This window comes from Pseudomonas sp. BP01 (assembly GCF_022760795.1).
GTDB lineage: Bacteria > Pseudomonadota > Gammaproteobacteria > Pseudomonadales > Pseudomonadaceae > Aquipseudomonas > Aquipseudomonas putida_Q.
Map to the genome: position 1 here is coordinate 1 of NZ_JAFBKA010000001.1, position 16,713 is coordinate 16,713.

Here is a 16,713-nt window from a genome sequence, read left to right on the forward strand (position 1 = left end):
GGGGTGGGGTGGGCTGGCAGGTGTTTGCCAGGCGCTAAAAATCCCCCGACAAGCATCTGCCCAAAAACCAGAGTTAACCTTCATTTAATCAACCCCAGCCAGCATGGCCCCATTCCTAGATCTGCCAAGGCGAAGACATGCGCGTCCTCCTGCTCTTCCTGACACTGCTTCTGGCCGGCCCGTTGCAGGCCAACCCGTTCGATGTAAAACCGGATTTCCTGCCGGTCGACCAGGCCTTTGTGCTTACCCACGACCGCCAGGCTGACGGCCAGATGCGCCTGTACTTCCAGATCAAGCAGGGCTACTACCTGTACCAGAAGCGCCTTAAGTTCGACGGCCTGCCTGCCGGGCAGTACCCGCAATTGCCGCCGGCGCTCAACCACCATGACGAATTCTTCGGTGACAGCGCGGTGTACCGCGACCAACTCGAACTGCTGCTGCCGGCCGATGCCCAGGGCCAGTTGCGCCTGGGCTGGCAAGGCTGCGCCGACGCCGGCCTGTGCTACCCCCCGCAGACCACGCTGATCGACCTGGGCGGCAGTGTGGCACCCGCCGCCGAGCAAGCCAGCGACCAGGCCTTGGCCAGTGGCCTGCAACAGGGCCACCTGGCCTGGAGCCTGTTGGCGTTCTTCGGCCTTGGGCTGCTGCTGGCCTTTACCCCCTGCTCGCTCCCGATGCTGCCGATCCTTGCCGGGCTGGTGCTGGGCAATGGCGCCAGCGCCCGACGCGGCTGGCTGCTGGCCGGGGTGTATGTGCTGAGCATGGCACTGGTATACGCCGCCCTGGGCGTGGTCGCCGCACTGCTGGGTGCCAGCCTGCAGGCCTGGCTGCAGCAACCCTGGCTGCTGGGCAGCCTGGCGGGGCTGTTCGTGCTGTTGGCCCTGCCTATGTTTGGCGCCTTCGAACTGCAACTGCCCGCCGCCCTGCGCGACCGCCTTGACCGCGCCGGGCAAGGCACCCGTGGCGGCAACCTGTATGGCGCGGCGCTGCTCGGGGCGTTGTCCGGCCTGCTGCTGGGCCCGTGCATGACCGCGCCATTGGCCGGCGCGCTGCTGTACATCGCCCAGAGCGGCGACGTGCTGCAAGGGGCACTGGTGCTGTTCAGCCTGGGCCTGGGCATGGGCGTGCCGCTGCTGTTGCTGGTGACCCTGGGCAACCGTTACTTGCCGCGCCCAGGCGCCTGGATGGACCGGGTCAAGGGCGTGTTCGGCTTCGTGTTCCTGGCCATGGCGCTGTACACCGTGCGCAGCCTGTTGCCGGCCACACTGCTGCTGGCACTGAGTGGCGCCTGGCTGATCTCCCTGGCCTGGGCCACCTGGCCGGCCCTGCAGCGCCTGCCAGCGTTGCGCGCCGTACCGCTGCTGGGCGCCCTGTGGGGCGGCCTGTTGCTGGTAGGCGCCGCAGCAGGTGGCGATGACCTTTGGCAGCCGCTGCGCCCGTTCACCGGGGGTGGCGCCGCACCGGTTGCTGGCCAGCATGCCGAAGACAGCTTCGTCACGGTCAGCCGCCCCGAAGACCTGCAACGTGAACTGGATGCGGCCAAGGCCCGTGGCCAGTGGGTGATGCTCGACTACTATGCCGACTGGTGCGTGTCGTGCAAGGTCATGGAAAAACAGGTGTTCGCCCGTGGCGACGTACAGGCCGGCCTGGCCGGCGTGCACCTGCTGCGCCTGGACGTCACCGCCGACACGCCGGCCAGCAAAGCCCTGCTGCAGCGCTACCAGGTACCCGGCCCGCCCAGCATCATCTGGATCGGTCCGGAAGGCGACGAACGCCGCGCGCGGCGCATTACCGGTGAAGTGGATGCCGCCGCGTTCCAGCAACACTGGGCCCAGACCAGGAGCCAAGGCTGATGTTGACCGTAACCCTCGGGCCACTGACGATGGCGCTGAACCACCTGTTGATGCTGACCGCGCTGGTAATCGCCAGCGTGGTCGGCTGGTGGGTCGCCCGGCGTGGCGGCGAAAGCCCGGAATCGGCACTGTTCAACCTGTTCCTGATCGGCATTCTGTGCGCCCGTGCCGGCTTCGTGCTCGCCTACTGGCCGATGTACCGCGATGAGCCGTTGCAAATGATCGACATCCGCGACGGTGGCTTCCTGCTCTGGTCAGGCCTTGCCGGCATCGTCCTTGGTGCGGTGTGGCAGGGCTGGCGTCAACCGGGCCTGCGCCGGCCGCTGGGCTGGGCATTGTTCAGCGGCGCGCTGTTCTGGGGCCTGGCCAGCTTCGGCGGACACTTGTACAGCAAAGGCACCGAGCTGCCTGAACTGAGCCTGCGCAACGCTGGCGGCCAATCGGTTGCGCTGCACAGCTACCGCGGCAAGCCATTGGTAATCAACATCTGGGCCACCTGGTGCCCGCCCTGCCGGCGCGAGATGCCGGTGCTGCAGCAGGCGCAAAGCGACTACCCGCACGTGACCTTCCTGTTCGTCAACCAGGGCGAGACCCCGGAAAACGTCAGCACCTTCCTCGCCACTACCGGCCTGAGCCTGACCCACGTGCTGTTCGACGGCACCGGCCTGCTGGCCCAGCGCGTCGGTTCCATGGCCCTGCCTACCACCCTGTTCTATGACGCCAGCGGGCGGCTGGTCGGCAGCCACCTGGGCGAGCTGTCCCGGGCCAGCCTGCGCCACGCCCTGGAGCCTTTCGACCGGGCCATTGCGCCCGCCTCTGCCGCACAAGGAAACTGACATGCGATTGACTGCACTGCTGCCCCTGTCCCTGGCCCTGCTGGCCTCCCCTGCCCTGCAGGCCGAAGAACTGCCCAAGGCAGTTCAGCAGCTGCAAGCCAAGGGCGCCGTGATCAAGGGCAGCTTCGATGCGCCCAACGGCCTGCGCGGTTATGCCGCCGAGTACCAGAACAACGCCCTGGCCCTGTACCTCACCCCTGACGGCAAGCACGTGCTGGTCGGCAGCCTGTTCGACGAACAAGGCAAGGACCTTAGCGCCGAGCCGCTGGAAAAGCTGGTGTATGGGCCGATGAGCAAGGCCATCTGGGCGAAGCTGGAGAAAACCGCCTGGATCGCCGACGGCAAGGCCGATGCGCCACGCAAAGTGTACCTGTTCAGCGACCCGAACTGCCCGTACTGCAACATGTTCTGGGAACAGGCGCGGCCGTGGGTGGAGTCGGGCAAAGTGCAGTTGCGCCATATCATGGTGGGCATCATCCGCGAGGACAGCCCGGGTAAATCGGCGGCGCTGCTGGCAGCGAAAGACCCGGCCAAGGCCCTGCAACAACATGAAAAAGCCGGTAAGGCCAGCACGCTGAAAGCTTTGGAAAAGGTGCCAGAGGCGGTGCAGCAGAAGCTGGCGGCCAACATGGCGTTGATGGAAGAGATGGGCTTGCAGGCGACCCCGGCGATTTTCTATCAGGATGAGCAGGGTAACCTGCAGAGCCAGCAAGGGGCACCGCGGCCGGAAATGCTGGGCAAGATTCTCGGCAAGCGCTGAAACATTGGCTGCCTGCACTGGCCTCTTCGCGGGCGTGCCCGCGAAGAGGCCGGTGCAGGCTAGCCAATCACTTCAAAGCCCTTCGAGCTCGGCCATCAGGTCACTGAGCCGGTCGACCTTGTCGTCATCCAGCGCACTGCCCTGCAGCCCTTGCACATACTCGGCCAGCTCCTCCACCGTGCTGCACTCGAACATCGCCCGCAGCGGCACGTTCAACTGCAATTGCTTCTGCACCCGCGAAGCGATCTGCGTGGCCAGCAGCGAATGCCCGCCCAGCTCGAAGAAGTTGTCGTGCACCCCCACCCGCTCGGCTTTGAGCACATCGGCCCAGATACCCGCCAGCACCTCCTCCAGCTCATTGCGCGGCGCCTGATAGGCCTGACTGTGCTGGCCGCCGATGTCGATGACCGGCAGGGCCTTGCGGTCGAGCTTGCCGTTGGCGTTGTGCGGCAGGCTGTCGAACCAGCCCCAGTGCAGCGGCACCATGTACTCCGGCAACTCGGCACGCAGGCGTTGCTTGATCTGCTCCAGCAATGCGCCATCGGCGGCGATACCCTGGTGTGCCACCAGGTAACCGACCAGATGCTTGCCGTTGACGCCTTCCTGCACGCCCACGGCAGCGTCACGAATCTCGGCCTGCTCGTGCAGGCGGGCTTCGATCTCGCCAAGCTCGATGCGGTAGCCGCGAATCTTCACCTGGTGGTCGATGCGCCCGACGTACTCCAGCACACCGTCCGGGCGCTGCCGCGCCAGGTCGCCCGTGCGGTACAGGCGCTCGCCCGCGGCACCATGGGGATGGGGGATGAACGCCAGGGCAGTGCGCACCGGGTCGCCGACATAGCCACGGCCCACGCCGGTACCCGCCACGCACAGCTCGCCCACCGCGCCCAGCGGCACCAGTGCCTGCTCTTCGCCAAACAGATACAGGCGGTTGTTGTCGGTCGGCGTGCCGATCGGCAGGTAGCTGCCTTGGGTCGACGCGGCATCGACACGGAAGAACGCCACGTCATCCGAGCACTCTGCCGGCCCGTAAGCATTGACCAGGCCGATCTGCGGGTAACGCTGCAACCACTGCGCGGCCAGCTCCGGTGGCATGGCCTCGCCGGTCGGCAGCATCCAGCGCAGGCCGTCGAGGGCCTGGTGGTCGCTGGCCAACATGCCCTGGATCAGCGACGGCACGCTTTCCAGCACGGTAATGCCCGTGGCTTGCACATGCGCCAGCAGGCCCTGCGGATCATGGGCGATGGCATTCGGCACGATCTCCACCTTGGCGCCGAACAGCGGCGCGGCCAGGAACTGCCACACCGAAATGTCGAAGCTCTGCGAAGCCGTCTGGGCAATGACGTCCTGATTGCTCAACGCCAGATACGGCACCTTGCTCAACTGGTTGTTGAGCATGCCGCGCTGCTCGACCATCACCCCTTTTGGCAGGCCGGTCGAGCCTGAGGTGTAGATCACGTAGGCAAGGTTGTCCGGGCCACTGTGGATGCCTGGGTTGTGGCTGGAAACCTGGCTGGCCTGGGTGTCTTCCCACACCAGCAGCTGTGGCCGTACCGCAACGTCCAGCTCACCCAGCAACTGCCGGCCTTGCTCGGCACAGGCCGCGCTGCACACCAGCACCGGGGTACGGCTGAGCTGGATGATGCTTTGCAGGCGCGCAGCCGGCAGCCCCGGGTCCAGCGGCAGGTAGCCGGCGCCCGCCTTGAAGCTGCCGACGATCATGCCCAGCAGCGGCAGCCCACGCTCGGCCAGCAGCGCCACCGGCTGGTCCACCTTTACGCCGGCCGAGATCAAGGCGTGGCCCAGGCGGTTGGCCGCCAGGTTCAGCCCGGCGTAGTCGTAGGAGGCCTCCAGGCAGCGGGCCACAGTACGTTCAGGGTGCGCAGCCACCTGCGCTTCGAACTGCGCGATGTAGCTCTGCTCCAGCGGATAAGCCCGCTCGGTGCGGTTGCAGTCTTCCAGCAGGAAACGCTGTTCGTCTGCCCCCATCAGAGGCAGCGCGCTCACCTCCCCATCGAAGCCCTGCACCATCGCCAGCAGCAGGCGCTTGAACTCGGCCAGCAGGCGCTCGACGGTCGGGTAATCAAAGTAACGCTGGTCGAACGACAGGTGCAGGCCCAGGTCATCACCCGGGTAGCACACCGCCGTCAAGGGGAAGTTGGTGTGGGTACGGCCCGAGTCGGAGCTGGCGTTCAGGTGCTGGGCATGGTCGAGCACGGCCGTTTCCACCGGCGCGTTCTCGAACACGAACAGGCTGTCGAACAGCGGCTGGCCCTTGGGCAGCTCGCTGCACGCCTGGATCGCCACCAGCGGCAGGTACTCGTACTCGCGCAGTTCCATGTTGCTTTGCAGCAGGCCCTGCAACCACTGGCGCACACTGCAACACTCGCCGGCGTCGGGCAACTGCACACGCAGGGCAACGCTGTTGATGAACAGGCCGACGGTGCGCTGCATCTGCGGCATGCTTACCGGGCGCCCGGCCACGGTCACGCCAAAGGCTACGTCGCGGTCGCCGCTGTAGCGTGCCAGCACCAGGGCCCAGGCCGCCTGGGCGAAGGTGTTGACGGTAAGCTGGTGGGCCTGGGCCAGTTCGCGCAGGCGCGCGCCGTCACTTACCTCCAGACGGGTGTAGCAATCGCCGACAACCATGCCGCTACCGGCGTGGTCATGGCGCAGCGGGCGGTCGCTGGGGATGGCCGTGGCGCGCTCGAAGCCGGCCAGGCTGGCCTGCCACCAGGCGCGTGCGTCGTCCAGGCCCTGGCGCTGCAACCAGCCGATGTAATCGCGGTAACGCGGCGGCACCGGCAACTGGGCCTGACGGCCTTCGCCGATTGCCTGGTAGACCTCGAAGAAGTCGTTCATCAGCAGCGAGCGGCACCAGGCATCGATAAGGATGTGGTGGTTGCTCATCATGAACCAGTAGCGCTCGTCAGCCACGCGCACCAGGCGCAAGTGGAACGGTGCTTCGCTGAGTAGGGCAAACCCGGCCTCGCGCTCCTGCTTGTGCAGGGCTTGCAGGCGCTGCTCCTGAGCCTCGTCAGCAAGACCTCGCCAGTCCTGGTAGTCCACCGTCAGGTTGCCCGGCTTGTGGATGATCTGCAGCATCGCCTCGCCGCTGTTCCAGCTGAACGATGCGCGCAACGCTTCGTGGCGCGCCACCACAGCCTGCCAGGCCTGGGCGAAACGCTCAGGGTCCAGGGCGCTGTTGATGCGGTAGCGGTCTTGCATGTAGTAGAGGCCGGTGCCCGGCTCCAGCAGGCTGTGCAGCAGCATGCCCTCCTGCATTGGCGTCAGCGGGTAGACGTCCTCGATCTGCGCAGCCGGTATCGGCAATGCGTCGATCTGCTCCTGGGTCAGGTGCGCCAGCGGGAAGTCCGACGGGGTGAAGCTGCCGTTGCCATCGGCCAGGCAATGCGCGACCAGCGCCAGCAACTCCTGGCGATAGGCCTCGGCCAGGCGGGCGATGGTCTGCGGGTCATAGCGCTCGGCGCTGAAGGTCCAGCGCAGTTGCAAGGCGCCGCCGTACACCTGGCCATCGACGCTCAGCCAGTTTGGCAGCGGTGCGTCGAGGTCATGCGCCAGGCCGGCCGGTGCCTCCAGTGGCTGGAACAGCGCCGCACTGTCAAATTGCTGGTCGAACTGGCCCAGGTAGTTGAAGGTGATACGCGCCTGCGGCAAGGCCGCCATCTGCTCGCGCCCGGCCGTGTCGGCCAGGTAGCGCAGTACGCCGTAGCCCTGGCCCTTGTGCGGCACCTCGCGCAGTTGTTCCTTGATGCGTTTGATGGAACCGGCCCGCGCCGCGTCGTCCTCGCCCGGTAGCGGGCGCAGGCTCAGCGGATAGGCGTTGGTGAACCAACCGACGCTGCGGGTCAGGTCCATGTCTTCGAACAGCCCGTCACGGCCGTGGCCTTCAAGCTGAACAAGCACTTGCTCATCGCCACTCCAGCGGCACAGCGCCCGCGCCAGTGCAGTCAGCAGCAAGTCGTTGACCTGGGTGTGGTAGGCCGCCGGGGCCTGTTGCAACAATTGCCGGGTCTGCTCCACGTCCAGGCCGATGGCCAAGGTGTGGGCGTGGCGGTGCAGGTTGCCGCCCTGCGGGTGATCGCACGGCAGTTCGCGGCGCACGCCGCCCAGCTGGCCTTGCCACCAGCTCAGTTCGTCGCGCAGCGAATCGCTGCCGGCGTAGCTGGCCAGTCGCGCAGCCCAGTCGCCCATGGCATGGGTCTTGGCCGGCAGCGGCTGGCCACGGTAAAGCGCCTGCAGGTCTTCCAGCAGCACCCGCCAGGACACGCCATCGACCACCAGGTGATGGATCGCCAGCAACAAACGTTGACTGCCCTGCCCGTCACGCACCAGCAAGGCGCGCAGCAGCGGGCCCTGTTGCAGGTCGAGGCTGCGCTGCAGGTCGGTGTACAGCGCCTGGCAATCGGCGAAATCGGCCACGGTGGCGGTCCACAGCAATTGCCTGGCGTCCGGCTGGGCGTATTCGGCCTGCCAGCGGCCATCGGCCTCGCTGAAGCGCAGGCGCAGGCTGTCGTGGTGCTGCACCAGCGCAGCCAACGCCTGTCCAAGCGCGGCTTCATCCAATGGTTGGCGAGCTTCCAGCAGCACCGCCTGGTTCCAGTGCTGCGGCTGTGGCACTTCACTGTCGAAGAACCAGTGCTGGATCGGCGTCAGGCCGGTCTGGCCTTGGCGCAAGCCCTGCTCGATGCTGCTCGCGGCTTCGCTGTACTGAACCACGGCCGCCAGGGTCTGGATGGTCTGGTGCTGGAACAGGTCGCGCGGGGTGAATTGCAAGCCGGCCTGACGGGCCCGGCTGACTACCTGGATCGACAGGATCGAGTCGCCGCCCAGTTCGAAGAAGTTGTCCTGTACACCAACCCGGGCAACGTTGAGCACATCGCGCCAGATCTGCACCAGTTGCGCTTCCACCTCGTTGCCAGGCGCCTGGTACTGTTGACGCGCCTGTTCCAGGTCCGGCAGCGGCAGCGCACGGCGGTCGAGCTTGCCGTTCCCCATCAGCGGCAGGCTGTCGAGCAACACCAGGTGCGCCGGCACCATGTAATCCGGCAGGTGCTGGCGGGCATCGGCCTTCACTGCTTCACGCAGCTGGCTTTGCGCCTCGCTGCCAGCCATGGCCTGCTTGCACACCAGGTAGCCCACCAGTTGCTTGCCGCCCGGTAGATCCAAGGCCAGCACCACGGCCTCGTCGACATCGGCATGGGCCTGCAAGCGGCTCTCGATCTCGCCCAGTTCGATGCGGAAACCGCGAATTTTCACCTGCTGGTCGGCACGGCCGACGTACTCGACCAGGCCGTCAGTGCCCAGGCGCACCAGGTCGCCCGTGCGATACAAGCGGCCCCCCTCGGTGCTGAACGGGTCAGCGACGAAGCGCTCGGCGCTCAGGCCCGGCCGGTCGTGATAACCCTGAGCCAGGCCGGCGCCGCCGACATACAGCTCACCAATGCCACCTTGCGGTAACAGGGCCAGGTCTTCGTCGAGGATGTAGGCCGAGCGGCTACCGATGACGCGGCCGATCGGCACACTGCCAAGGTCCGCAGGCAACACCTCTGGCGCCAGGCAGGCCAGCGGCATGACCACGGTTTCGGTCGGGCCGTAGGCGTTGAAGAACTGCTGCGGCGCAAAGGCCTGACGAATACGCTGCAGGTGCTCGCCGGTCAACGCTTCACCCCCGGTAATCACCAGGCGCACCGGCAGTTGCTCGCCCTGCCCGCCCAGGTACTGCGCCAACTGGCTGCCGTAGCTGGGGGTAAAGCCCAAAATGCTCACCTGCTGCTCGCGCACCAGCTGGCAGATGTCCTCGGCGCCCCACTGCCCCTGGGCACGCAGCACCACGCGGGCACCGCACAGCAACGGCACCCACAGGCGCTCGCTGGCAGCATCGAAGTTGATCGAATAGAAATGCAGCTCGCAGTCATCGCTGCGCATGCCGAACGCGGCGATGACCGCCTGGCAGTGCATGGCGAACTCACCATGGCTGACCACCACGCCCTTGGGCTTGCCGGTGGAGCCGGAGGTGTAGATCAGGTACGCCTGATGCTGCGGCAGGTTGAGGTTGTCCAGCGGCGCATCGCTGTAGGCCGACAGGCTGGCGGCATCGTCCTCCAGGCTCCAGCGGGCCACGCCCTCAGGCAGCTCGCCCAGGGTTTGCAACAGCTCACGCTGGCTGAGCAGCAGGCCGATACGGCTGTCTTCGATCATGTAGCGCAAGCGGTCGAGCGGGTACTCGGGGTCGAGCGGCACGTAGGCGCCGCCGGCCTTGAGGATGGCCAGCAGGCCGACGACCATTTCCAGCGAGCGCTCCAGTGCCAGGCCCACGCGCACCTGCGGGCCGACGCCACGCTCGCGCAGGGCGCGGGCAAGGCGGTTGGCCCGCTGATCGAGTTCGGCGTAGGTCATGTGCTGGCCAGCGAAGGTCAGCGCGCCAGCCTGAGGCGTGCGCACCGCCTGGGCCGCGAACAGCCCGTGCAGGGTCTGGTCGAGGTCGAAGTGCTGCTCGCCCTGCAACTGGCCCGCCAGCACCTGCTGCTCGGGGCTGCTCAGCATCGGCAGCTCGCACAGGCGCTGTTGCGGGTTGTCGAGCAGGCCGACCAGCAGCTGCTGCCAGTGCTCGGCCATACGCGCAATGCGTGGCTCGTCGAACAGGTCGCGGCTGTAGGTCAGGCAGCAACCCAGGCGGCCGTCGAGGTCGGTGACCTCCAGGTACAGGTCGAACTTGGTGGCGCTGGCGTCGTTGACCAGGTAATCCACCTGCATGCCGGCCAAAGTGCGGCTTTGCTGGAAGGCCCAGCGCTGCACGTTGCACATCACCTGGAACAGCGGGTTGTAAGCGCTGCTGCGCGGCGGCTGCAAAGCTTCGACCAACTGATCGAACGGCAGGTCCTGGTGCGACTGGCCTTCGATGGCGGCCTGGCGCATCTGCTCCAGCAACGCGTTGGCGGTCATCTGGCCGTCCAGCTCGCAGCGCAGCACCTGGGTATTGAGGAAGGCGCCGATCAGGCCTTCGCTTTCCGGGCGGATGCGGTTGGCCACCGGCGCGCCAATGCGCAGGTCACGCTGGCCGCTGTAGCGGTGTAGCAAGGCAGCCAGCGTGGCGGTCATGGTCATGAACAGGGTCAGGCCGCGCTGGCTGTTGAAAGCATGCACGCGGGCCACCAGCGCCGGGTCGAGTTCAAAGCGGTACAGCTCGCCGCGGTGGCTCTGTACTGCCGGGCGCGGGCGGTCGGCAGGCAACGCCAGCACCGGGTGCTCGTCGCCCAGGCGGTCCTTCCAGTAGGCCAGTTGACGAGCGCCCTCGCCGCTTTCCAGCCATTGCCGTTGCCACACGCTGTAGTCCAGGTACTGCACCGGCAGCGGCGCCAGCGGCGACTCGCGGTCATCGACAAAGGCTTCGTACAGCTCGCCCAGTTCGCGGGCGAAGATGTCCATGGCCCAGCCTTCGGTCACGATGTGGTGCAGGGTCAGCACGAAGAAGTGCTCGCGCTCGTCAGCCTTGACCAGGCAGGCGCGCAGCAGCGGGCCGCGCTCCAGGTCGAACGGCTGGTGCGCCTGGTCGTCCGCCAGTTGTTGCAGGCGTTGCTGGCGGGCGTCGATCGGCAAGGCGCTGAAGTCTTGCCAATCAAGGTGCAGGCCGCTGTCTTCGGCCACGCACTGATACGGCACGCCGGCGATGCTGGGGAAGGTGGTACGCAGGGTTTCGTGGCGCACGATCAGCGCCTGCAGCGCACGCTCGAAAGCGTCCACATGCAGGGTGCCGCGCAGGCGTGCCATGCCGCCGACGTTGTACGCCGGGCTGTCCGGCTCCATTTGCCAGAGGAACCACATACGCTGCTGCGAATACGACAGCGGCACCGCCTGACGGCGGTCAACGCGGGCGATTGCGCCTTGCAGGTTGCGCTGGCCGGCGGCGCGGATGCGTGCGATCTCGGCACAGAAGGCGCCCAGTTCGCTGGCTTCGAACAGCGCCTTGAGCGGCAGCTCGACATCGCAGGCCTGGCGGCTGCGCGAGACGATCTGGGTGGCCAGCAGCGAGTGGCCGCCCAGGGCGAAGAAGTCGTCCTGCAGGCCGACGCGCGGCAGGTTCAGCACCTCGCGCCAGATAGCGGCGACCTGCTGCTGCAACTCGGTTTGTGGCTCGATATGTTCGCGTTGCTGCCACATTGGGGCCGGCAGCGCCTTGCGGTCGACCTTGCCGCTGGGGCCCAGTGGCAGCTGTGCCAATGGGATGAGCTGGGCCGGCACCATGTACGCGGGCAGTTGCTCAGCCACCACGGCCAGTACTTCGGCTGGCTGTGCACTGCCACTGTAATAACCCACCAGTTGCGCGCCAACGGCGTCCTTGTGGATCAGTACCAGTGCCTGTTCAACACCCGGCTGTGCCAGCAGGCAGGCCTGCACTTCTTCTGGCTCGACGCGAAAACCCCGCACCTTTACCTGCTGGTCGAGGCGACCGAGGTATTCCAGGGCCTGCAGCTGCACCTGCCAGCGGGCGCGGTCGCCGCTGCGGTACAGGCGCTCGCCATGGCCGTCGGCCTGGGGTACGAAACGCTCGGCAGTGAGGCCTGGGCGGCCCAGATAGCCACGGGCCAGGCCCGCGCCACCGAGGTACAGCTCACCCGGCACGCCGGGGGCGGCCAGTTCAAGCTCATCGTCCAGCACACGGCACAGCACATTGCCCAACGGGCGGCCGATGGGCGAGCGCTCGCCGTCCGCCGCCTGGCAGTGCCAGTGGGTGACGTTGATGGCGGTTTCGGTCGGGCCATAGCGGTTGTGCAACTGCACCTGCGGCAGCACTTGCAGCACCCGGTCACGCAACGCCGCAGGCAATGCTTCGCCACCGGAGAACACCCGGCGCAGGCTGCTGCAGGCGCCCGCCTGCGGCTCCTGAACAAACACCTGCAACAGTGGCGGCACGAAGTGCAGCGTGGTCACGCCATAGGCCTGCACCAGCGCGGCGATGCGCTGCGGGTCGCGGTGCTCGCCGGGGCCGGCGAGTACCAGCTTGCAGCCGGTTACCAGCGGCCAGAAGCATTCCCACACCGACACATCGAAGCTGATCGGCGCCTTCTGCATCAGCACGTCGCTGTCATTCAGCCCATAGGTCGCCTGCATCCATTGCAGGCGCTCGGCCAACGCCGCATGGGTATTGCCCACGCCCTTGGGCTGGCCGGTGGAGCCGGACGTGTAGATCACGTACGCCAGGTTGTCGCCGTGCAGGTGCAGGCCGGGGGCATGGCTAGGCCAGCTGTCCAGGTGCAACTGGTCGAGGGCAATGGCGCTGACGCCGTCGACCTGTGGCAGCTTGCCCAGCAGGCTGCTGTGGCTCAGCAACAGGCCGGCGTTGCAGTCGGCCAGCATGTAGGCCAGGCGTTCGGCCGGGTAGTCGACGTCCAGGGGCACGTAGGCGCCGCCGGCCTTGAGGATGGCCAGCAGGCCCACCAGCAACTGTGGCGAACGCTCGATGGCAATTGCTACGCAGGTGTCGGGGCCGACGCCTTTGTCGCGCAGGTAATGGGCCAGGCGGTTGGCCTGCTGGTGCAGTTCGGCGTAGTCGAGGCTGCCGCCGTCCCAGGCCAGCGCGGTGCGTTGCGGGGTCCGGCGGGCCTGTTCATTGAGCTGTTCGACCAGCAGGCATGGCGGCGCGGCAGCCGGTGCGCGGCCCCAGCCCAGCAGTTGCGCGCGGCCGGGCTCGTCGAGCAATTGCACTTCGCCCAGTGGCCGCTGCGGCGCGGCGCACACCTGTTCCAGCAGTGCCAGCAGGTGATGGGCCAGCCGTTTGACGGTGCTGGCTTCGAACAGCTCTGCGGCATAGTCGAAGGCCAGGCTCAGGCGGCCCTGATGGTCTTCTTCACTGTGCAACTGCAGGTCGAACTTGGCTTCGCGGCTGTGCCACGGCAGCTCCTCGGCCAACAGCCCCGGCAGGCGGCGCAGGGCCGACAAGTCGCGTTGCTGGTGGTTGAACATGACCTGGAACAAGCCTTGCTCACGGGCGTCAGGCAGGGCTTCGACCAGCTGTTCGAACGGCAGGTCCTGGTTAGCCTGCGCCGCAAGGGTGGCCTGGCGCACCTGGGCCAGCAGCTGCGTGAATGGCAGGCGGCCATCAAGCTGTGCGCGCAATACCTGGGTATTGATGAAGAAGCCGACCACGCCTTGGGCTTCCAGGCGCGGGCGGTTGGCGTTGGGCACACCGACACGGATGTCAGCCTGGCCGCTGTAGCGGTGCAGCAGCGCCTGCCAGCCGGCCAGCAGGACCATGAACAGGCTGGCCTGCTGTTCGCGGGCCAGGCCCTTGAGTGCTTCGGCAAGCTTGGCAGGCACTTTAAGGTTGAACCGCGCAGCGCTGTACTCGCGCTGGCTGGCGCGGGGGTGGTCGGTGCACAGGTCGAGCACCGGCAGTTCATCGCCCAACTGTGCCTTCCAGTACTGCAGTTGGCGCTCGGCTTCACCGGCGGCCAGCCATTGTCGCTGCCAGGTGCCGTAGTCGGCGTAACCCAGGGTCAGCGGCGCCAGGCTGGCCTCCAGCCCCTGGCAGCGGGCCGCGTAAAGCGTGGCGAATTCATCCAGCAGGATGTTCAGCGACCAGCCGTCAGCGACGATGTGGTGCAGGGTCACCCATAGCTGATGGTCTTCGTCGTCCAGGCGTGCCAGGGTCACCCGCAGCAACGGGCCCTGGGTCAGGTCGAACGGCTGACGGGCCTCGGCTTCACGCTCGGCCCTGACCTGCTCGGGGGTTTGGCCTTCGAGGTTCAGGCGGTGCAGGCTGAACGGCTGTTGCGGCAAGATGCGTTGCAGGGCCTGGCCGTTTTCTTCGCTGAATACGGTGCGCAGGGATTCGTGGCGCGCCACCAGCGCCTGGAAGGCGGCTTCCAGGGCGCTTTCGCCCAGCTCGCCGCGCAGCTGCAGGCCGGCCGGGATGTTGTAGGCCGCCGATTGTGGCGCCAACTGCCACAGCAGCCACAAGCGGTTTTGCGCCAGCGACTGGGGCAAGGCCTGGGCGCGCTCCAGCGTTGCGATGGTGGCGGTGCGGGCAGCGCCTTCAGCGATGATCGAGGCCACGGCGTTACTGTAATCAGCCAGCACTGGCACTTCGAACAGGGTGCGCAGGCTCAGGTTGATGCCCAGTTCATCGGCCAGGCGTGCGGTGGCCTGGGTGGCGGCGATGGAGTTGCCGCCCAGCAGCAGGAAGTGGTCATCTGCTGCAACCGCCTCTAGCTTGAGGATGTCCCGCCACACGGCGGCGATGCGTGTTTGCAGTTCATCGCCAGCAGCCGCACTTGCAGCGGCTTCGCTCACATCAGGGAAGCGGGCGTAGCAGTCCAGGCTGCCATCGTCCACGCGCAGGCGGCAGGCCGAGCGCTGCAGCTTGCCACTGGAGGTCTTGGGCAGCGCGCCCGGGTTCAGCAACAGGACCACAGCCGGGGCCTGGCGGCAGGCCTCGGCGATCACTTGGCGCAGGGTTTTGATCAGGTCCTGGGGCTTGATTGCCTTTTGCACGTTGCGGCTGATCTCCACCGCCACGCCGATGCCCTCCTCGCCCTGCTGCTCGACGGCAAACACTGCCACCCGGCCTTTGCGCAGCACCTCGACCTCGCGTTCGAGGGTTTTTTCCAGGTCCTGCGGGTACAGGTTCTGGCCCCGTACGATCAGCATGTCTTTCAGGCGCCCGGTGACGAACACCTCACCCTCGCGCATGAAGCCAAGGTCGCCGGTACGCAGCCAGGTCTGGCCGTCCATTTCAACGAAGGTGCGGGCACTGGCTTCGGGGTTGCGCCAGTAACCCAAGGCGATGCTCGGGCCAACGGCCCAGATTTCGCCGACCTGGTTGTCGCCCAGCACCTGCAAGTGCTGCGGCTCGACGACACGTACCGCGTGACCGGGCTGCGGGTAGCCGCAGCTCATCAGCACGCTGCCTTTGCCCGGCTCGGCACGGTTGGCGGCGAAGGCTTCGGCGTCCAGTTCCAGCGCTGCGATGCCCTGGCCGCGGCGGCTGCCGCTGACGAACAGGGTGGCTTCGGCCAGGCCGTAGCTGGCGAAGAAGCTCTGCCGGTCGAAGCCGCTGGCCAGGAACTTGTCGGCGAACGTCGCCAGGCTGTCCTGGCGGATCGGCTCGGAGCCGGAATAAGCCACGCGCCAGCGGCTCAGGTCGAGCCCGGCCAACGAGGCCTCGCTAACCCGCTCGCTGCACAGGCGGTAGGCAAAGTCGGGGCCACCGCTGATGGTGCCGCCATACTCGCTGATAGCCTGCAACCAGCGCTGCGGCCGGGCCAGGAAGTAACCCGGCGACATCAGCACGCACGGCACGCCGCTGAAGATGGGCTGCAACAGGCCGCCAATCAGGCCCATGTCGTGGTACAGCGGCAACCAGCTGACGATCACGTCGTCGGGGTTGAGGTCGATGCCGAAGCCCTGGCGGATCAACTGCTCGTTGGCCACCAGGTTGCCATGGCTGACCTGCACGCCCTTGGGCAGCGCGGTGGAGCCAGAGGTGTACTGCAGGAAGGCGATGTCATCACCTTGCAGCGCGGGCTCGCGCCAGTCCGCGGCCAGCGCCGGGTCCAGGCCGTCCACCGCCAGCAGTTCAGGGCCATTGTCCGCCGCCAGCGCTTCCAGGCCTTGCAGGCTGCTGCGCAAGGCCGCGACCGTCAACAGCAGGCGCGGCTCGGCATCGTCGATGATCGACAGCAAACGCTCCTGATGGTGCTGGCGCGCAGACTCCGGCGGGTAGGCCGGCACTGCGATCACGCCCGCATACAGGCAGCCAAAGAACGCCGCCACGTAGTCCGGACCACTGGGGAACAACAGCACCGCACGGTCGCCGAAGCCGGCACGGGCCTGCAAGGCGGCGGCGATGGTGCGTGCGCGCTGGTCGAGGTCCCGGTAGCTGAGCACGGCCTGCTCGCCGGGGGCGTCGGCCAGAAAGCGCAAGGCGATCTTGTCCGGGGTCTGCGCGGCGCGTTGCGCCAGTGCCTGGACCAGCGAGAGCGGGAGTTCGAAGGCGTCCGTCATGGGTGTTCCTGCCAGTGTCTGTTAGGGCGTGCCGGCTGCTCCGCGAACGTGGGCGGGCAGCGATTGGCGGCCGGGATGTACACAGGGGAACGGATGGGCGGAGGAAGAAATTACAAGGATTGCGCGGGTGCGGATGGGACAGGAGGTGAAGCGTTTCACACTCCGGGCTTAGAACTGAAAGATACAGATACTAATTACGTTTCGTATTTGACAATCATTATCATTCTGAATAGCTTGT

At 66.8% G+C, this 16,713-nt stretch carries 4 protein-coding genes; 3 read left to right on the forward strand and 1 reads right to left on the reverse strand.

Going from position 1 to position 16,713, the window contains the following annotated elements; all coding sequences use genetic code 11:
• Positions 1–137: 137 nt before the first annotated feature.
• From dsbD to dsbG, 3 genes are read left to right on the forward strand one after another with little or no spacing between them, the layout of a single operon-like run.
• On the forward strand, positions 138–1,853 hold the full coding sequence (gene dsbD, locus JOY50_RS00005; protein WP_132845266.1) for a protein-disulfide reductase DsbD: 1,716 nt from the start codon (positions 138–140) through the stop codon (positions 1,851–1,853).
• Entirely contained in the window at positions 1,853–2,689 is an 837-nt protein-coding gene (locus JOY50_RS00010; RefSeq protein WP_132845268.1) for a TlpA disulfide reductase family protein, read from the forward strand. The genes dsbD and JOY50_RS00010 overlap by 1 nt, the downstream gene beginning before the upstream one ends.
• A gap of 1 nt (position 2,690) precedes the next feature.
• On the forward strand, positions 2,691–3,449 hold the full coding sequence (dsbG, locus tag JOY50_RS00015; protein ID WP_132845271.1) for a thiol:disulfide interchange protein DsbG: 759 nt from the start codon (positions 2,691–2,693) through the stop codon (positions 3,447–3,449).
• 72 nt (positions 3,450–3,521) lie between these two features.
• Here dsbG and JOY50_RS00020 read toward each other — a convergent pair whose 3' ends face one another.
• Positions 3,522–16,475, reverse strand: a complete 12,954-nt coding sequence (locus JOY50_RS00020) for a non-ribosomal peptide synthetase (protein WP_243054616.1) — start codon at positions 16,473–16,475, stop codon at positions 3,522–3,524.
• Positions 16,476–16,713 lie beyond the last annotated feature (238 nt).

Coding starts and splice junctions, on each gene's coding strand:
- dsbD (WP_132845266.1), top strand. CDS start 138: ATGCGCGTCCTCCTGCTCTTCCTGACACTGCTTCTGGCCGGCCCGTTG.
- JOY50_RS00010 (WP_132845268.1), top strand. CDS start 1,853: ATGTTGACCGTAACCCTCGGGCCACTGACGATGGCGCTGAACCACCTG.
- dsbG (WP_132845271.1), top strand. CDS start 2,691: ATGCGATTGACTGCACTGCTGCCCCTGTCCCTGGCCCTGCTGGCCTCC.
- JOY50_RS00020 (WP_243054616.1), bottom strand. CDS start 16,475: ATGACGGACGCCTTCGAACTCCCGCTCTCGCTGGTCCAGGCACTGGCG.